This window comes from Micromonospora sp. NPDC000121 (genome assembly GCF_042899165.1).
GTDB lineage: Bacteria > Actinomycetota > Actinomycetes > Mycobacteriales > Micromonosporaceae > Micromonospora.
The window spans coordinates 316887-335342 of sequence record NZ_JBIAZP010000002.1; the positions used below are offsets into that span (position 1 = coordinate 316887).

Below are 18456 nucleotides of genomic sequence, written 5' to 3' on the forward strand. Positions count from 1 at the left end.
GTCGCCGGACGCCGCGGTTGTCGTGATCAGGCGTGTGCGTGCAGCGGCTTGCCGGCGAGCGCCAGGTGCGCCTCGCCCAGGGCCTCGTTCTGCGTGGGGTGGGCGTGCACGAGCTGCGCCACCTCGGCCGGGTACGCCTCCCAGTTGTAGATGAGCTGCGCCTCGCCGATCATCTCGCCGACCCGGGCGCCGACCATGTGTACGCCGACGACGGGGCCATCCTCCACCCGGACGAGCTTGACGAAGCCGGCCGTCTTGAGGATCTGGCTCTTGCCGTTGCCGCCCAGGTTGTAGTTGTAGGTCTTCACCTTGTCGGCGCCGTACTGCTCCTTGGCCTTCGCCTCGGTCAGGCCGACCGACGCCAGCTCCGGGTCGGAGTAGGTGACCCGCGGGATGCCGGCCTCGTCGATCACGGCCGGGTTCTGGCCGGCGATCTCCTCGGCGACGAAGATGCCCTGCTGGAAGCCACGGTGGGCGAGCTGGAGGCCGGGCACGATGTCGCCGACCGCGTAGACGTTCGGCACGCTGGTGCGCAGCCGCTCGTCGGTCAGCACGTAGCCGCGGTCCATCTTGACGCCCTGCTCCTCGTAGCCGAGGCCGGCCGTGTTGGGGCCGCGGCCGACGGCGACCAGCAGCAGCTCCGCCTCGACGGTCTCGCCGCCGGCGATGGTGACCTTGACGCCGCTGTCGGTCTTCTCGACCTTCTCGAACGGCTTGCCGACCTTGAAGTTGATCTTCCGCTTGCGGAAGGCCCGCTCCAGCGCCTTCGACGACTCCTCGTCCTCGGCGGCGACCAGCCGGGGGAGCGCCTCGATGATCGTGACGTCGACCCCGAAGGACTTCCAGACGCTGGCGAACTCGACGCCGATCACGCCGCCGCCGAGCACGATCGCGGAGGACGGCACCCGGTCCAGGGTCAGCGCGTGGTCGCTCGTGATGACCCGCTCGCCGTCGACCTCCAGGCCCGGCAGGCTCTTCGCGTACGAGCCGGAGGCCAGCACGACGTTGCGGCCGGTGTAGCGCTTGCCGTCGACCTCGACGGTGTTCGGCGCGACCAGCTTGCCGTGGCCCTCGACGATGGTGATCGCCTTGTTGCTCTTGAGCATCCCCTGCAGGCCCTTGTAGAGCCGGGAGACCACGCCGTCCTTGTACGAGTTGACCGCCGCCATGTCGATGCCGACCAGCTCGGCCTTCACGCCGAACTGCTCCGACTCGCGGGTCTGGTCGGCGATCTCGGCGGCGTGCAGCAGCGCCTTGGTCGGGATGCAGCCGTTGTGCAGGCAGGTCCCGCCGAGCTTGCCCTTCTCGACCAGCGCGACCGTCAGGCCCAGCTGGACGGCGCGCAGGGCGGTCGCGTAGCCGCCGCTGCCACCTCCGAGGATGACGATGTCGAAGGTTGCGTCATTCGGCTCGCTCACGTCCAACTCCCAGGTCGCGTCACTGCTTCGGGGGGTCACGGCGGGGGGCCACGGACACACCCCACCTCGGTCATCTTGTCACCACCGGGCACAGGCCGCGTAGTGAGGTGCCCAACGACACGTCCGCGACACGTACGCTGGGCACTGCCTTCGATGACGAAGCTTGGGGGAGACGGCCGGTGGGACTGTTCCGACGACGCAAGAAGGCGCGCGCCGTGAGCCTGGACCGCGCCGCCGATCGCGCCGATCTGGGCCATCTGGAGAACTTTGTCCGGAGTCGGCGCGGGGTCGAGGCGTACATCGAGCCGCGCACGACCGTGACCGAGACCACCGTCATGCTGATCGCCGACGACGGCGAGTGGACCCGCCGCCGCATCGACGGCCCGGACGGCGCCCGCCGCTTCGCGTACCGGATGGGTATCCCCGTCTACGACGTCCGCCTGATGGGCTACCCGCAGCGGAAGCGGGACTACGACGAGCGCCGCAAGCGCCGCCCCGAGCTGTTCTGACCCGGGCCGCCCCGGCCAGGAGGCACGTGCGCCGGCCAGGAGGCACGAAAAGGGCCCCTCGTCGACGAGGGGCCCTTTCCGCGTACGTCAGCCGTTGGCGGCCACGTCCTCGACGAGCTGGACCAGCGTACGGACCGGGACGCCGGTGCCGCCCTTGGTCCAGTAGCCGGTCGGCTCGCCCGAGTGGTAGCCCGGCCCGGCGATGTCGATGTGCGCCCAGGCCACGTCCTCGGTGACGAACTCGCGCAGGAACACCCCGCCCTGGAGCATGTGACCGGCCCGGTCCATGCCGGCGTTGACCTGCGAGATGTCGGCCACGTCGGAGTCCATGCCCTTGCGTACGTCGTCCGGCAGCGGCATCGGCCAGGCCGGCTCGCCGACGGTCTCGCCGGCGAGCTTGACCCGCTCGCACAGCTCCGGGGTGCCCATCACGCCCGCGATCTTCTTGCCCAGCGCGATGACCTGCCCGCCGGTGAGGGTGGAGGTCTCGAAGAGGTAGTCGCAGCCGTCCTCGCAGGCCCGCGCCATGGCGTCGGCCAGGATCATCCGGCCCTCGGCGTCGGTGTTGAGCACCTCGACCTTCTTGCCGTTGTACATGCTGATCACGTCGCCCGGCCGGTACGACCGCCCGGACGGCATGTTCTCCGCCATCGGCAGGTACGCGGTCACCGCCACCGACGGCTTGAGCGCGGCGATCGCCAGCATGGTGGCGCCCACCGCGGCGGCGCCCGCCATGTCGGACTTCATCTCCCACATGCCCTGCGCCGGCTTGATCGAGATGCCGCCGGTGTCGAAGGTGATGCCCTTGCCGACCAGCGCGACCCGCTTGCCGTTGCCGCCGCCGGCCGGGGTGTAGCTCAGCTTCACCAGGCGCGGCGGGGCCTCCGAGCCCTGCCCGACGGCGATGATGCCGCCGTATCCGCCGGCCGCGAGGGCGGCCTCGTCGAGCACCTCGACCTCGAGGCCGGCCTCCCGGGCGGCGTCCGCCACCGAGTCGGCGAAGGACGGCGGGCGCAGCTCGTTGGGGGCGGTGTTCACCCAGTCCCGGCTGCGCCGGACCGCGCCGCCGACCGCCTGGGCCCGGGCGATCTCGGCCTGGGCGCCGGCGTCACCGGCGTCGGGGACGGCCACCAGCACCTCGGCCACCGGCTCCCGCCGGGCCGGCTGCGGCCGGGTCTTGTAACCGGCGAACCGGTACCCGCCGAGCAGCGCCCCCTCCGCCACGGCCCGCAGCGCGGCCGGCGCGTCGGCGTCGTCCGGCAGCGGCAGGGCCAGCGCCACCCGCGGCGCGCCGGCGAGCGCCCGGACGGCCGCGCCGGCCGCCCGGCGCAGGGTCTCCGGGGCCGGGGCGGCGCCGGTCGGCTCCGGGCCGAGCCCGACCGCGGCGACGACCGGGGCGGTCACCGTGCCCAGCGTGGCCAGCTTGATCACCTCGCCGGGGCCGCCGGTCGCGCCCAGCAGGGCCAGCGTCTCGGTCAGCTTGCCGTCGAAGGCGGCGGCGATGCTCTCCGCGCCGCTGGCGAGCAGCAGGGTGCCGGCGAGGCCGCTGGCGGCGTCCTGCTCTCCGGTCTGGCTGTGCACGCCGATCACGATCGCGTCGACAGCGAGCTCGGCGGGGTCGGTGTCGACCAGGCTCAGGGTGGTGCTGGGCGATGTCACTGAAGCTACTCCGGGCGGGCCGGGCCGGCCGCGTCGTGGCGTACCGGCGATGAAGGTCTCCGGCGGAACGTACCCGTCGGAGGTCGGGGCTGTCCCGCCGACGGCTCCGGCGGGTCCCGCCGATGCTAACCAGCCGTTCAGGCCCCGGTAAGTTGCCACCCATGACCGACGTGACTCCCGACGCCGCCGCGACCCGGCTGCGCCGTTCCCCCCTGCACGAGCGGCACACCGCTGCGGGCGCCAAGTTCGCCCCGTTCGGCGGCTGGGAGATGCCGCTGGAGTACGCCGGAGGCGGCGTGCTCAAGGAGCACACCGCGGTGCGGACCGGGGTCGGCGTCTTCGACGTCTCCCACCTCGGCAAGGCGCGGTTGACCGGGCCGGGCGCGGCGGAGTTCGTCAACGCCTGCCTGAGCAACGACCTGCGCCGGATCGGGCCGGGCCGGGCGCAGTACACGCTGTGCTGCGACGACGCCACCGGCGGCGTGGTGGACGACATCATCGCCTACCTGCACGCCGACGACCACGTCTTCCTCATCCCGAACGCGGCGAACACGGCCGAGGTGGTGCGCCGGCTGCGGGCCGCCGCGCCGGCGTCGGTCACGGTCACGGACGAGCACGAGGCGTACGCCGTCCTCGCCGTGCAGGGGCCGCGCTCGGCGGAGCTGCTCGGGGCGCTGGGCCTGCCGACCGAGCACGGCTACATGAGCTTCTCCACCGCCACCCTCGACGTGGCGTCCGGGCCGGTCGAACTGACCGTCTGTCGCACCGGCTACACCGGTGAGCTGGGCTTCGAGCTGGTGGTGCCGGCGGAGCACGCCGTCGCGGTCTGGGACGCGCTCTTCGCCGCCGGGGAGCCCTTCGAGCTGCGCGCCTGCGGGCTGGCCGCCCGGGACACCCTGCGCACCGAGATGGGGTACCCGCTGCACGGGCAGGACCTCTCGCCGGAGATCACCCCGGTGCAGGCCCGCTCCGGCTGGGCGGTCGGCTGGGACAAGGCGGCCTTCTGGGGCCGCGACGCGCTGCTCGCCGAGAAGGCCGCCGGCCCGAGCCGTACGCTGCGCGGCCTGGAGGCCGTCGACCGGGCGATCCCGCGTCCCGGCATGGCGGTGTTCGTCGGCGACGGGCAGGTCGGCACGATCACCAGCGGCACGTTCTCGCCGACGAAGAAGCAGGGCATCGCCCTGGCGCTGCTGGACACCGCCGCGAAGCTCGCCGACGGCGACCTGGTCGAGGTCGACATCCGCGGCCGCCGGGCCCAGATGCGCGTCACCCGCCCCCCGTTCGTCACCACCTCGGTGAAGTGACCCACCGGGAGGGGGTCAGACCGGGGGCGGGGGGCGTTCGCCGGCGTCCAGGACGGCCTGGGTCCAGCCGCCCTCGATGACGCCGGTGCCGTCGAGCACCGCCCAGTCGACCACGTCCGCCGCCTCCACCACCACGGGCGAGCCGATGCGCACGGTCGGGTCGGTGTTGGCGTCGCTGGCGCTCGCGCCGACGATCCGTTCCGGCGCGTCCCACGACGTCACCCCGGCCCAGACGAACTCCGGGCCGTCGTCGCCCGCCAGCCCGTACTTCACCACGAGCTGCGTCTCCGGCGGGAGCTGGCCGGCGAGGAACCGGGCCCGGATGTCGCCCAGCCCGGCGCGCGCGGTGGCGATCGCCCGGCTCATCGCGTCGCCCGGGCGGGCGTAGCGCACGTCCGGCTGGATGCCGGCGAACAGGGTCGCGCAGGCGGCGGCGTAGTAGCGGCCGTCCGGCCCCGGGTGCCCGGCCGGCGGGCGCAGGCTGAGGAAGGAGTCGGCGTCCGGGTCGGTGGCCGGGTCCAGCTCCAGCCGCAGCAGCACCGGCGCCGTCGCCCCGTGCTGCTCCGGATTGCCGTACGCCACCGCGATGTCGTGCCCGGTCACCGTGGCCAGCACCGGCAGCTGCACGAACGCGGGCACCTCCTCGCCGGAGAGCCCGTCGGTCCAGTCCCGCAGCAGCCGCCGCGCCGCGCCGGTCATCACCGCGCCCCACGCCCGGGTCAGGTGGTCCGGCACGCCCTGGGTCTGCAGCTCCAGCAGCCCGAAGCGGCGCAGCCCCTTCGTGGTGAACCAGAGGCCCTCGGCGTCCGAGGAGTAGGGCACCAGCACCCAGTCGACCAGCCGGATGCGCCCCTGCTCGTCGGGCAGCGAGCGCAGCGCCGTCGCCGGGTCGAGGAACTGCAGGCCGAAGACGTCCACCACGTCGCCGTCTACAGTCTCGGCGACCGCCGCGGCCACCGCCCGCGCCGCCCACTCGTGGGCCGGCGGCCAGCCGGGCCGGTACTCGGCCTGCACCACCACCAGGTGGCTCGCGGCGGCCAGCCGGGCCAGCTGCGCCTCCGTGGCGCCGAACGCGGTGAGCAGGTCCGGCGGCAGCTCGGGAAACTCGTCGATCGGGCGGGTGTCCACGGTCATCAGCGGGCTGTCCAGCATCTGCCGGGCCAGCCCGTGCACCGGCTCGGCCAGCCGGCCGCTGAGCCCCTGCACCGCCGTCTTCGTGCTCACCTTCGGCAGCCCCGTCATGGGCACCAGATAGGTCGCGCTCAGCGACTCCGGGACCGGTACGGGCAGGAAGTCGTCCGTGATGAGCATGTCGTCCCCCGGATGGCCGCGCCGGTGCTGTCGTGGGAGAACGCTACCCGCCGCGGCGTGCCTGGTTCAGCCGGACAGCACCAGTCCCAGGTAGACCAGCGTGGTGACCACCTCCACGGTCGCGCCGAGCACGTCGCCCGTGACGCCGCCGAGCCGGCGTACCACGTGCCGCAGCAGCCCCACCGCGACGGCGAGGGCGGCGGCGACGGCGAGCGGCCCCTGCCACGGGCGGCCCGGCACGGCCGCCAGGGCCGGCAGCGCGACAGCGACCGTCCCGGCGACCAGGGCGACGGGCCCGACGGTGCCGGCGACCAGCGCGCCGAGCCCCTCCGGGCGGGCCGCCGGCACCCCACGCCGGCAGGCCACCGCCACCCCGAGCCGGCCCGCGGCGGTCGCCGCCACCACCGCCGCGAGCGCCGCCGGCCACGACCGGCCGGCCAGCTCCGCGAGGGCCGCCGTCTGCACCAGGAGTACGACCACCAGCGCGACCACCCCGAACGGGCCCACGTCCGGCTTCTTCATGATCTCCAGCGCGGCCGCCCCCCGCCGGTACGACCCCAGGGCGTCCACGGTGTCGGCCAGCCCGTCCAGGTGCAGCCCGCGGGTGAGCAGCGCGCCGGCGCCGACGGTCACGGCCGCCGCGAGCAGCGGGGGCGCGAGCGCGCCCGGGAGCAGCAGGATCGCGGCCAGGACGGCGCCGAGCAGCGCGCCGACTGCCGGGGCGAGCGCCATCGCCGTCCCCGCCACCGGCCGGTCGATGCGCCCGGCGCGCACCGGCAGGGTGGTGAAGGTGGTCAGCGCCAGCCGCGCCGCGTCGGCGAGCCGCGACTCAGCCGGCACGCCGGCCGGACGGGTCCACCGGCTCCGTCTCCGGTTCCGTGCTGGTCGGCCCTGGGCCGGCCGGCTCCGGCTCGCGGAAGTCGGGCTCGTCGGTGCTGGTCGGCCCCGGGCCGGCCGGCTCCGGCTCGCGGAAGTCGGGCTCGTCGGTGTCCGCCTCCGGCTCGTCCTCCCCGCCGCCGAGCGACGGCCGGGCCGGCAGCGTGGCGGCCAGCGCCAGCACCGACCGCAGCAGCGGCAGCGCGGCCAGCGCGTTGGCGCCCTCGCCGAGGTCGAGGCGCACGTCGAGCAGCGGGGTCAGGCCCAGCACGTCGGCGGCGAGCCGGACGGCGGGATCCCCGCGGTGGTCGGCCAGCAGGCACCAGTGCCGGGCCTGCCCGGCCAGGTCGCGGCTGACCATGGCGGCGGCCACGCCGACCGGTCCGTCGAGCATGACCGGCAGCCGGCGGGCGGTCGCGCCGAGCAGGACGCCGGTGGCCACGGCGACGTCCCCGCCGCCCAGCTCGGCCAGCACGTCCTTGGCGCCGCGCGGCGAGCGCCGGGTCCGGTGCAGCGCGTCCCGCACGGCGGCGCACCGCCGCATCCAGGCCGCGTCGTCGATCTCGCCCGAGTCGGTGACCACGCGGCCGAGCACCGCGGGCGTCTCGGCGCCGGCCGTCGCGGCCAGCACCGCCGCCGCGGCCGCCTCGGTGCCGGCGCCGCACGCCCCCAGCACCAGCAGGTGTACGCCCGCGTCGGCGGCCTCTTCGGCGAGCCGCCAGCCGTCCCGCAGGGCCGCCTCGACCTGCTCGCCGGTCAGCGTCGGCTCGTCCTCCATCGGCGCCGAGGCCGGCGTCTCCACGACCTGGACGTCGGCGCCGCTCTCGGCGGCCAGCCGGGCCAGCACCCCCCTGCCGGCGCGGGCCTGCCGGGCCCGGCGCGCCGACTCGCCGCCCACGCTGCCGGCGGCGGCGCCGCCGAGGTGGTCGCCGTGCAGCAGCAGCACCCGTACGGACTCCCACGGGGCCGGCGTGGCGGTGCCCTGGGTGGCGGCGGCGAACCCGACCACCCGCTCCAGGGCGCCCAGCCCCGCCCCGGGCACGTCCAGCGTGGCGAGCCGCTCGATCGCCTGCGGGCCGGCGTACTCGTCGGGCATGGGCAGTTCCATCCCGGGCTGGATCACCAGGCCGGTGGCGACCACCGGCAGCGCCATGGTCGGCGCGGACCAGGCGGTGCCGTTGGGCTCGGCCGCCGCGGGGGCGGGCACGCCCGCGGCGGGCTCCGGCGCGCCCACCGGCCCGCCGGCCGCGCCGGCGGCCGCCGCACCCGTGGTGCCGGTGGGCGCCGCACCCGTGGCGCCGGTGGCGGTCGTGGCGGTGGCCGCCTCGCCCGTCGCGCTGGCCGGGGTCGGGCCGGCCTGGGCCGGCACGATGCCCGCCTGCGGGGCGCCCGGCTTCAGCCAGGCCGCCTGGCCGGCGACCACCAGCACCACCGCGTCGCAGGCGTCGGCGACCGCCCGGTTGGCCGCGCCGAGCGCGTCGGTGAACGCCCGGCCGAGCGGGGTGGTCGGCACCAGCGAGAGCCCGACCTCGGGGCTGACCAGCACCAGTCGGGCGGCGCAGCCGCGTACCGCCGCCGCCAGTTCGGCGATGGTGGCGGTGTCGTCGGCCGGCTGGTGGGCCGGGTCGAGCAGCACCGTCACCCAGCCGCCGAGGTCGTCGACGAGCAGCGTCTCGTTCGGGCCGGCGGAGGCGATCACGTCCGCCAGGCGGCGCGGGTCGTGCGCGGTCTCCTCGGTGGTCCAGGTCTCCGGTCGGCGGGCGCGGTGCGCCGCCAGCCGGGCCGCCCACTCCGCGTCGTCGGCGGGCGCGTCGGCGGCGGTGGCCACGTAGCGGACCGTCGGCGCCTCGGCGACCAGGGACTCGGCGAACTCCGACTTCCCGGACCGGATACCGCCGAGCACCAGGACCGTGTTCCACCCGTCAACCGACATGCCCGTACTTTAGAGCCAGCCCCCGGGGCGTGGCTCCCGGAGGTGCGAGGAGCCGGCGACCCCAGCGGGCGCGTGGCCGGCCAGCGACCGGACCGGGCGTCGAGCGGGTCCGGCCGGCGGGCGGGCGCGGCCGGCCGGCCAGCCGCCGTGGGCCGGCCCACCGCGAGTGAAGGCGCCGCGCGCTCCGCTCAGTCGCAGTGCTCGAAGCCGCTGCCGTAGCTGGCCCCGCCGGTCGACCCGCCCCACTTCACGCAGATCCCGGCGGCCTTGGCCCGCACCGGCCCGGCGTAGTAGGAGAACGACCCGCTGTCGGTGCTGCGTTCCCGCCCCTGCACCTCCAGCCACGCCGAGGCGGACGTGGCGGTGCCCACCGCCGACTCCTTCATCGTCACCACGCAGTTCGTGCCGGTGCCCGCGTGATAGAGCAGGTAGACCCGGCCCTTGCGGACGCCCGAGACGGTCAGCGCGGCGGAGTCGATCACCTTGTACCCGCTGCCGCACGCCTCGACCGGCGTGTACGGGTTCGGCTTCGCCGGCTGGCTGGTCGTCGGGGCGGAACTGGGCCGACCCGACGAGGTGACGGTCGGCTCGCCGCCGGCGGTGGGGGCCGAGGAGCCGCCGGGCGTCGACGAGGGCGCCGCGGACGACGGGGCCGCCGACCGGGTGACGTCCGGCGACGGCTCGACCTGGAGCTGCCCCGTGCCGTCGCCGCCCTCCGGCTCCGGCGACTCCGCCGCCACGGACCCGCCGGTCAGCGCCGCCGGCGTGTCCCCGCCGGCCGGGTCCCCGCCCGAGAAGAGGGTCGTCGCCCCCACCACCCCGGCCAGCACCACGAACACGGTGGCCGCCGCGCCGACCAGCGCCGCCCGGCGTCGCCGCGACGGCCGCGCCTCGACCGGGTTCTCCCGGGTCGGCGGCAGCCCGTTCCAGCTGTTGCTGCCGGCTGCCGGATGAGCCGGGCGCCCGAACGGGGCTGCTCCGGCCGGCGGGGCGCTCACGTGCCCGGACGCGCCGGCTCCGGCCAGCGGGGCACCGGCGTGGCCGAACGGTCCGGCCCCGAGCGGCCGGTTCGCGGCGGGAGCGGGCGGCAGCGCGCCGAACGGGTCGATGGTGGGCATGTGGCCCGCGTGGGTCCCGGCGGCGGGCGGCGCGGGCGCGGTGAGGCCACCCGCCCCGGCGCCGGGAAGGGAGCTGCCGCCCGGGCCGGTCCCCGCGCCGGGGAGGGGGCTGACGCCCGGGTCGGTGCCCCCGCCCGCCAGGGACGCGGGCGCGGCGGGGGCGGGCCCGGCGACGGCCCACGGCGGGCGCGCCGAGGCCGGGATGACGGCCAGGGTCGCGTCCCGCGCCTCGGCCGCGGCGTCGGCGAACGCCGCCGCGTCCGGGTACCGGTCGCCGGGGCGCTTGGCCATCGCCCGCTCGACCAGCGCGACCACCGGCGGCGGGGTGCCGGGCGGCAGCGGCGGCGGCTCCTCCTGGACGTGGCGCAGCGCCACCTGGAGCGGGTTGTCGCCGTCGAACGGCGGCCGCCCCGCCAGGCAGACGTACGCCACCGCGCCGAGCGCGTAGATGTCCGTCGCCGGGGAGACCGGCTGGTTCGCGGCCTGCTCGGGGGACATGTACGAGGCGGTGCCGAGCATCACGTGGGCGGCGGTGATGCCCGCCGTGGTGCCCGAGCGGGCGATGCCGAAGTCCACCAGCACCACCCGGCCGTCGGACTTGACGAGCAGGTTGCCCGGCTTCACGTCCCGGTGCACGATGCCGGCGAGGTGGGCGGCGTGCAACGCCGCGGCGGCCTGCGCCACGACGGACATGGTGGACGCCGCGTCGAGCCGCCCGGCGCGCCGCAGCCAGGAGCTCAGGGGCTGGCCGTCGACGTACTCCATCACCAGGTAGTCGGCCTGGCTGCCGTCGGCGAGGGTGGACCGGCCGACGTCGTGCACGGCGACCACGCCCGGGTGACGCAGCGCCGCCAGCATCCGGGCCTCGGCCCGGAACCGGGCGGTGAACTCGGGATCGGCGGTCAGCGCCGGCAGCAGCACCTTCACCGCCACCTCGCGCTCCAGCATGATGTCGGTGCACCGCCAGACCGCGCCCATGCCGCCCGTCGCCACCCGCTCGCCCAGCCGGTACCGCTCGCTGAGCACCATTCCTTGAGTCAGCACCGGGCCACGGTACCGGCCCGCCGTTCCCGGTTGATCAACCCGTCGGAGCCCCGGCCGCCGAGCGCTGCGCCCGTACGGGCGCGGCCGACTACGCTGGCGGGGGTTCGTCCCACGGGACATCAGCGGCGAGGGGAGACGCGGCATGGCGTGGAGCTGGCGGTACGAGGGCACGAACGGCGAGTCGCTCGACGGGCCGGCGGAGTCGTTCGGCAGTCAGGCGGATGCCGAGTCCTGGATCGGCCAGACCTGGCGCGAGCTCGCGGCGTCCGGCGTCACCTCGGTCGCGCTCGTCGAGGACGACCGGGTGGAATACCGGATGAGCCTGCTGCCCCCGGCGGAGTGATGGCCAACGACCGCCCGGGGGGCGAGCCACTGGTGCTCGGTGTGCCCCGGGCGGCGTTCCGGCCCAGCCCGGTCTTCGTCGCCCTGGTTGCGCTCTTCGCCACGAGCGGCGTGCTGACCTGGAACGGGTTCGGCAACGTACGGCTCGACGTGTTCCTCTTCGTCGTGTCCGGCTGGCTGGTGTCGCTCTGCCTGCACGAGTACGCGCACGCGATCGTCGCGTTCCGGGCCGGCGACCGCAGCGTGGCCCACCGGGGCTACCTGACGCTGAACCCGCTCAAGTACAGCCACCCGCTGCTGTCGATCGCGCTGCCGGTGCTGGTGGTGCTGCTCGGCGGCATCGGCCTGCCCGGCGGGGCGGTCTGGGTGGACCGGCACGCCATCCCCGGGCGGCTGCGGCACACGCTGGTCAGCCTCGCGGGCCCGGCCACCAACGTGCTGTTCACGCTGGTCCTGGTGGCCGCCGTACGCCTCGGCGCAGCCGGCGGCGGGCCGGCCGAGTTCTGGGCGGGCGTGGCGCTGCTGGCGTTCCTCCAGCTCACCGCGAGCGTGCTCAACCTGCTCCCGGTGCCCGGCCTCGACGGCGGCAACATGATCCAGCCGTGGCTGAACGCGCAGTGGCGCAAGATGTACGACCTGTTCGCCCCGTTCGGCTTCATCCTGCTGTTCGCGCTGCTGTGGAACCCGCGGGTCAGCGGCTGGTTCTTCGGGGCGGTCTTCGCCGTGGGTGACGTCCTCGGCCTGCCACCGTGGCTCTACGCGCTCGGCCTGGACCTGATCCGCTTCTGGCAGGGCTGACCGGCGCGTCGCACCCGGCCCGGGTGGCCGACGGGCCGCTGCCCATCCGCGACCTGGCCCGCCGGCTCGGGGTCACCCACTCGGCCGTCCGGTGCTGGGCGGCGCGTCGCACCGGTCCGGCGCCACCCGGCCCCTGTCGGCCCTGCCCGGCCCGTTCGTCGGCCGGCGCTGCCCGCCCGGCCGGTCCCCTTCGTCGGGGACCGGCCGGGCCGGCGGCGTCACGGACGCTCGGCGGGGGACTCCGTCCGGGCCGGGTCGCGCTCGACGATCGGGTCGATGATCTCGTCGATCGCCTTGAGCAGGTCGGCGTCGAGCTTCACGCCGGCGGCCTTGACGTTGTCGTGCACCTGCTCGGGGCGGGACGCGCCGATGATCGCCGAGGAGACGTTCGGGTTCTGCAGCACCCAGGCGACGGCGAGCTGCGCCATGCTCAGGCCCGCCTGTTCGGCCAGCGGCTTGAGCCGCTGCACCCGCGTCAGCACGTCGTCGGTCAGGAACCGGGCGATGAAGCCCGCGCCCGACTTCTCGTCGGTCGCGCGGGAGCCGGCCGGCGGCGGCTGACCCGGCAGGTACTTGCCGGAGAGCACACCCTGCGCCATCGGCGACCAGACGATCTGTCCGACGCCCAGCTCCTCGCTGGTGGGGACGACCTCGGACTCGATGACCCGCCAGAGCATCGAGTACTGCGGCTGGTTGGAGACCAGCGGGATGCGCAGCTCCCGGGCGAGCTGGTGGGCCTCGCGGATCTGCGACGCCTTCCACTCCGAGACGCCGATGTAGAGCGCCTTGCCGGAGTGCACGACGTCGGCGAACGCCTCCATCGTCTCCTCCAGCGGCGTGCTGTAGTCGTACCGGTGGGCCTGGTAGAGGTCCACGTAGTCGGTGCGGAGCCGGCGCAGCGAGCCGTTGATCGACTCCATGATGTGCTTGCGGGACAGGCCCCGGTCGTTGCGGCCCGGCCCGGTGGGCCAGTAGACCTTGGTGAAGATCTCGAGCCCCTCGCGCCGCTCGTTCTCCAGCGCGCGGCCCAGCACGTCCTCGGCGCGGGTGGCCGCGTACACGTCGGCCGTGTCGAAAGTGGTGATGCCGGCGTCCAGGGCGGCCCGGACGCAGGCGAACGCCGCGTCCTCCTCAACCTGCGAGCCGTGGGTGATCCAGTTGCCGTACGAGATCTCGCTGACCATCAGGCCGGAACGGCCCAGGTGACGGAATTCCATGCTCCCGACCCTACTCCTGCCGATCATGACCGGCCGGGGACGCGGCTCAGAGCACCGGGTGGGTGTCGACGAGCAGCCGCTCGATCTCGGCGACGACCTCGTCGCGGTCGCGGTGCACCGGCTCGATCAGTGGCTCGCCCCGCCGGTCGAGCGCACCCCAGTGTCCGGTGCCGTCGTCGACCAGGAACGCGACGGGGTGGATGACCAGCGCCGGATGGGCGGGCGGGACCAGCACCTTCCCGGTGCGGTCCACCACGCCCCGCCGGCCGGCCACGTCCACCACGGCCAGCCCCTCGTCGGTGAAGCCGTCGACGTACCGGCCGTCGGCCAGCACCGTGGCGAACCCGTGGTGCCGGGTGGGCACCACGATGCGGCCGTGGCGGTCGACCGCCCCCCAGCCCTCCCGGCGGACCACCGCCACGCCGCGGTGGAACGGGCGTACGTCCGCGAAGCCGTGCGGCACGACCACCTCGCCGCTGGCGTCGACCGCCACCCACCCGGAGGCGCCGTCCGACACCCAGGCCAGGCCGTCGCTGAACGGGCGGACCACCGGGTAGGACGGCCCGAGCACGGTGGTGCCGGCGAGGTCGACCAGCGACCACCGCTCCGTCTCCGGCCGCCGCACCCAGGCCAGCCCCTCGCGGAACGACTGCGCCTCGGCGTACTCGGCCGCGATGACCATGTCGCCGTCCGGGTCGGCGTAACCCCACAGGTCGCCGTCGCGCGCCGGCACCGGGGGCCGGTCACGCTCCAGCACCTCTTCTCGACTCCGGGGGTACGGCCCGAAGCCCGTCTCCGCCACCCGTTTCGCCACTGCGTCCAGACTGAGCCGGATCCGTGCCTGGAGTTCGGGGTCCCCGTCGCCCCGCAGGTCGAGGGCCCGCTCGAAATGGTGGCACGCCTCCATAAGCCGGCCCTGGTCGTAGCTCGACCGCCCCGCGTGCTCGTGCAGCGCCGCGCGCAGCCGGTCGGGCAGCTCGGTGGAGTTGGCCTCGGCGAAGAGCCGGTCGGCCTCCACGAACTCGCCACGCCAGCGCAGCACGTGCGCCAGCCGCGCCTGCGCGACCGCCGTACGTCGCAACTCCCCGGTCGCCTCCGCGTACGTGAGTGCGAGCCGACCGTCGGCGAGCGCGTCGTCCAGCTCGCCGAGCAGCCGCGAGACCACCGCCCGCAGGCTCAGCAGCCGGGCGCGCGACCGGTTGTCCACGGCGGCGCCCAGCTTCTCGGTGAGGCGTCGGCGGATCGTCCGGAACTCTTCCGGCCCCTCCACCACTTCGCGCAGGGTCTCCGGGTCGAGCCGCCAGCGGTGGGACGCCAGCACCTGCTCCGGGTCGCCCTGTGCCGCACCCGTCCGGTCGACGTCTCGCGGTTCCGGGCCGCGTGGCTCGTGTCCACGCTGTTCTTGGCCACGCTGTTCCTGGCTGTGCTGTTCGTGGCCGCGCTGTTCGTGGCCGCGCGGTTCCTGGGCGTGCGGCTCGCGCTGTTCGGCGGCCGTCGACCGGCCCTGTCCGACCGGTGCGGACGCGGCCGGCGCGGATGCCGCGGACGTCGGCAACGCCGACGGCGCCGCGGCGGGCGGTCCTGACACCGGCTGCCCTGGCGGCGCCGAGACGGGCGCACCCGAGACGGGCGCTGCCGAGACGGGCGCTGCCGAGACGGGCGCTGCCGAGACGGGCGCTGCCGAGACGGGCGCTGCCGAGACGGGCGCACCCGAGACGGGCGCACCCGAGACGGGCGCTGCCGAGACGCGCGGTACCGGGGCAGGAGATGCCGGCTCGGGAGATGCCGGGGCGGGTGCTGCCGAGACGGGCGGCGCCGGGGCCGGCGTGGCGACGGCTGGTGTCAGCGGTTCGGCTTCTGCAGCTGGCGGCGCCGAGACGGGCGGTACCGGCTTGGTGGTGGAAGATGCCAGTGGTTCGGCACCGGGCGGCGCGGGTGGTGCTGGCACCGGTTGCGCCGGCGGCGCGGAGACGGACGGCGCGGAGACAAGCGGCGCGGCTGACGCGGAGACGGGCGGCGCGGATACCGGTTGCGCCGGTGACACGGTGAGGGGCGGTGCCGGCGGTGCGGGTGGTGTGGGCACCCCCTGTCCCGGCGGCGCGACATCGGGGACGCCTGGTGGCACTGCCGGGGTTTCGGAGGGTGGCATGGTGGCCGACTGAGCCGCCACTGCCGGCGTGCTGCCGGTGGCTGCGGCGGCGGGCCGGGTCGGCGGGGCCGACACGGGCGGAGTGGGCAGGGCCTGTGCCGACGGCGCGGTGACGGCCGCGACGGCCGGCGCGGCAACGGGCGCGGGGCCGTTCTCCGGTCGGTCTTCGGGCGTCGGGGTGTGCCCCTCGGGCGACGCGGACAAGGGCGCGTCCACCGGCGGGGCGGGGACGTGCGCCGGCGCCGGGAAGGCATCCCCGGCCGCCGCAGCTGTGGCGGGCGGCGCGGGTGCGGCCTGTGCCGGGGTCGCGGCGGGCGGCGTGGACACGGGCCGCGCCGAGGGTGGGTCAGCGGGCCCGGCCGGGGGCGCGGACACGGGCCGGGCGGGCGGTCCGGAAACCGGCCCGGCCGAGGCCGGTGCCGTTGATGGAACGGCGTCGGGCGCGCTGCTCACAGTCGCCGGTGTCGGGGCGAAGTCGCTCGGGGACGCGTCGACCGGTCGCGTCGAGGGTCCGTCGGGGGGAGGAACGGTTCCGGCTGCGCCGCTCAGCGGTGCGGTTGCCTGCACTGCCGCAGCTGCCGACGGCGCGGACCCTGCGCGCGGATCGGTCGCGTCGAGTGGAACACCATGGGTGCCAAACCGCTTCGGTGACAGCCATGGTGTTCCACCGGTGGGTTCGGCCGTGGCCGCGCCGGTGTCGGGGGAGCGGAGAGGCGCCACGCCCGTTGCGGGCGGTGGGGCAGAAGCGTCCAGGGCAGGCGCCAACACGGCCTGTGCCAGGTCTTCGGTCCTGGACCGGCCGGCCTGAAGACCGTCGAGCGCGACTGAAGCAGAAGCGCTGTGCGCCCTTGGTGCCGGATCCGACGGTGCAGGCGGTGCCGACTCCGGCGGCACCGGGGGCGGCGACACCGACGCGTCCAGGGGTGCCGATTCCGACCGGGCGGGTGGTGCCGACTCCGGCTGGATCGGGGGCACCGGCTCCGACCGGGTGGGCGGTGCCGGCACGGGTGGGGCCGGGGGCGCGGAGACAGGGCGGGGGACAGGTGCTCCGGACACAGGGCGCGCAGGTACGGAGACGAGGTGAGGCTCCGCCGGCTCCGATGGTGCGGAGACCGAGTGACTCGGGGGAGCCGGATCGCTCGCCGCCGGGGTCGTCGGAGCGGGTGCCGTGGGCGGCGCGGAAACCGGTCCGGCCGGCGGACCGGAGACAGGCGGCGTAACCGGCGGCGAGGACATGGGCGAGGTAACCGGCGAGGCGTCCGCCGACGAGGCCCCCGGCGAGGCCGGCGCCGGTTTCACCGGATCGGTCTCAGCCGCCCCGTCCCGGCGGTCGTGGGTCGGCTCGGGCGATGGGCGGTCGTCCTGGGCGGGCTTCGGGGCCGCCGCGTCGACCAGGGGCGTCGACACGGCGGTCGGGGATGCCTCGGCCGGGACAGCGGGACGGGCGTCGTCCGCGTCCGCGGGACGGGCGTCGTCTGTCTCGGTGGGACGGGCGTCGTCCGCCTCGGCGGAAGGCGTCACCGGCTTGGAAGGCCGGAACCAGGCGTCCGCGCCGCTCGGCGCGGCCGGCTGGGGTCGGGGCGGGGCCGCCGGTGCCGGCGGATCGCTCGGTGGCGGCGGGACGTACACCCTGGGCATGCCCGCTGCGAGCGGCATCGTGGCCGCTGGCGTCTCCGACGGGACCGCTGGCGTGGTCGCCGCACCCCGTTCCTCGGGAGCGGGGCGCGGACCGGCCGGGTGGGCGCCCGCAGCACGGTCGGTCGGCGGCGTGGTGGTCGGGGGTCCGATCACTGGCTCGGCGCCGCGAAGTGCGGCCCCCAGGCCCTGCTGCGGCGTGTACGGGTGGGTCGGCGGGACCGGCTCGGGGCGAGCCGGGGCCGGGCCGGAGGAACCGGTGCTGGACGTGGCTTCCGGTGCCGGCAGGAACTCCAGCCGCAGTCGGGCGGCGGGCGGCGCCGGGACCGGCGTGACGTCGTTTTCGGGGGCGGGCCGCGGCGTGTGGCCGGTGGCCCGGGACTGCTCCTCGGCGGCGGGCATCGGGGGTCGAGGACCAGCAGCCGGTCGCTCGCCGGCCGGACCATCCGGCGACACCGGTCGGCTGACGGTCGGGCCTGCCGGCGAGATCGGTTGGCTGGTGGTCGGGGCGGCGGGTGACACCGGCCGGCTGGTGCCCGGACCTGCGGGTGACACCGGACGGCCGACTCCCGGGCCTGCTGGCGTGACCGCGTCACCGGGGATCGGACCGGCGGGCGACACCGGTCGGTCGGTAACCGGACCTGCCGGAGACACCGGACCTGCCGGAGACACCGGGCGGCCGGCGGCCGGGCCTGCCGGCGTGACCGCGTCGCCCCTGACCGGGTTTGCTGGCGACACCGGGCCGTCGGTGGCCGGGCCTGCCGGCGTGACCGCGTCACCCCCGATCGGGCCTGTCGGCGGCACCGGGCTTGCCGGCGTGACCGCGTCGCCCCTGACCGGGCCTGTCGGCGACACCGGGCTTGCTGACGACACCGGACTTGCCGGCGTCGTCGGGTGGGCGGTGGCCGGACCGGCCGGTGACACCGGTCCGGCAGCGGATACCGGCCGCTGGACGGGACCAGCGGGCGAGACGGGCAGGTCGCGGGACGGTGCGACCGGGCCGGTCCGGTCCGTGGGCGGCATGTCGCGGGACGGCGCGGGGGAGACCGGCCGGCCAGGGACCGAAACCTCGTCACGCGGGGTCAGGAAGCCCCGAGGGCCGGGCCCGGGCGGTACCCAGGCGGGCGGGCCGGAGACCGGCGG

General features: G+C 76.0%; 12 protein-coding genes and 1 pseudogene. 5 read left to right on the top strand and 8 right to left on the bottom strand.

Translation table 11 applies throughout. From position 1 onward, the window contains the following. Positions 1-26: 26 nt before the first annotated feature. Positions 27-1457 carry a dihydrolipoyl dehydrogenase gene (gene lpdA, locus ACFY23_RS07540; RefSeq protein ID WP_350679807.1) on the bottom strand — a complete coding sequence of 477 codons (1431 nt, stop codon included), beginning with the start codon at positions 1455-1457 and terminating at the stop codon, positions 27-29. 140 nt (positions 1458-1597) lie between these two features. Here lpdA and ACFY23_RS07545 point away from each other — a divergent pair, with 140 nt between their 5' ends. After that, positions 1598-1927, top strand: a complete 330-nt coding sequence (locus ACFY23_RS07545; RefSeq protein WP_350679809.1) for a hypothetical protein — start codon at positions 1598-1600, stop codon at positions 1925-1927. An 87-nt stretch (positions 1928-2014) separates the two neighbouring features. Here the strand turns inward: ACFY23_RS07545 and ACFY23_RS07550 are convergent, their stop codons facing one another. Beyond that, positions 2015-3586: a leucyl aminopeptidase gene (locus ACFY23_RS07550; protein ID WP_350679811.1), complete on the bottom strand. Its 1572-nt coding sequence runs from the start codon at positions 3584-3586 to the stop codon at positions 2015-2017. A gap of 161 nt (positions 3587-3747) precedes the next feature. Between ACFY23_RS07550 and gcvT the strand changes: the two genes are divergently transcribed. Then, positions 3748-4890 carry a glycine cleavage system aminomethyltransferase GcvT gene (gcvT, locus tag ACFY23_RS07555; protein WP_350679813.1) on the top strand — a complete coding sequence of 381 codons (1143 nt, stop codon included), beginning with the start codon at positions 3748-3750 and terminating at the stop codon, positions 4888-4890. 15 nt (positions 4891-4905) lie between these two features. Here the strand turns inward: gcvT and ACFY23_RS07560 are convergent, their stop codons facing one another. The 4 genes from ACFY23_RS07560 to ACFY23_RS07575 all read right to left on the bottom strand — a co-directional run bounded on the left by ACFY23_RS07560 (position 4906) and on the right by ACFY23_RS07575 (position 11172). Beyond that, entirely contained in the window at positions 4906-6201 is a 1296-nt protein-coding gene (locus tag ACFY23_RS07560; RefSeq protein ID WP_350679815.1) for a DUF2314 domain-containing protein, read from the bottom strand. Between the two features lie 66 nt (positions 6202-6267). Next, on the bottom strand, positions 6268-7041 hold the full coding sequence (cobS, locus tag ACFY23_RS07565; protein WP_350679817.1) for an adenosylcobinamide-GDP ribazoletransferase: 774 nt from the start codon (positions 7039-7041) through the stop codon (positions 6268-6270). Next, positions 7031-9010, bottom strand: a complete 1980-nt coding sequence (locus ACFY23_RS07570) for a bifunctional adenosylcobinamide kinase/adenosylcobinamide-phosphate guanylyltransferase (protein WP_350819063.1) — start codon at positions 9008-9010, stop codon at positions 7031-7033. The genes cobS and ACFY23_RS07570 overlap by 11 nt, the downstream gene beginning before the upstream one ends. Before the next feature lie 188 nt (positions 9011-9198). Beyond that, positions 9199-11172, bottom strand: a complete 1974-nt coding sequence (locus tag ACFY23_RS07575) for a protein kinase (RefSeq protein ID WP_350682137.1) — start codon at positions 11170-11172, stop codon at positions 9199-9201. Positions 11173-11314: 142 nt separating this feature from the next. Between ACFY23_RS07575 and ACFY23_RS07580 the strand changes: the two genes are divergently transcribed. Both ACFY23_RS07580 and ACFY23_RS07585 read left to right on the top strand, forming a co-directional pair. Then, positions 11315-11515 carry a hypothetical protein gene (locus tag ACFY23_RS07580; protein ID WP_350682135.1) on the top strand — a complete coding sequence of 67 codons (201 nt, stop codon included), beginning with the start codon at positions 11315-11317 and terminating at the stop codon, positions 11513-11515. Further along, entirely contained in the window at positions 11515-12312 is a 798-nt protein-coding gene (locus tag ACFY23_RS07585) for a site-2 protease family protein (RefSeq protein ID WP_350682133.1), read from the top strand. The genes ACFY23_RS07580 and ACFY23_RS07585 overlap by 1 nt, the downstream gene beginning before the upstream one ends. Before the next feature lie 218 nt (positions 12313-12530). Here the strand turns inward: ACFY23_RS07585 and ACFY23_RS07590 are convergent, their stop codons facing one another. Together ACFY23_RS07590 and ACFY23_RS07595 are read right to left on the bottom strand one after the other, a co-directional pair. Beyond that, positions 12531-13529, bottom strand: a complete 999-nt coding sequence (locus ACFY23_RS07590; protein WP_350682131.1) for an aldo/keto reductase family protein — start codon at positions 13527-13529, stop codon at positions 12531-12533. A 46-nt stretch (positions 13530-13575) separates the two neighbouring features. Continuing rightward, a pseudogene (locus ACFY23_RS07595) lies at positions 13576-14874 on the bottom strand (WG repeat-containing protein); the annotation flags it as partial. Here ACFY23_RS07595 and ACFY23_RS07600 point away from each other — a divergent pair. Further along, positions 14836-15114, top strand: a complete 279-nt coding sequence (locus tag ACFY23_RS07600) for a hypothetical protein (protein ID WP_350682127.1) — start codon at positions 14836-14838, stop codon at positions 15112-15114. The pseudogene ACFY23_RS07595 and the gene ACFY23_RS07600 overlap by 39 nt on opposite strands. The last annotated feature ends 3342 nt before the right edge of the window (positions 15115-18456 follow it).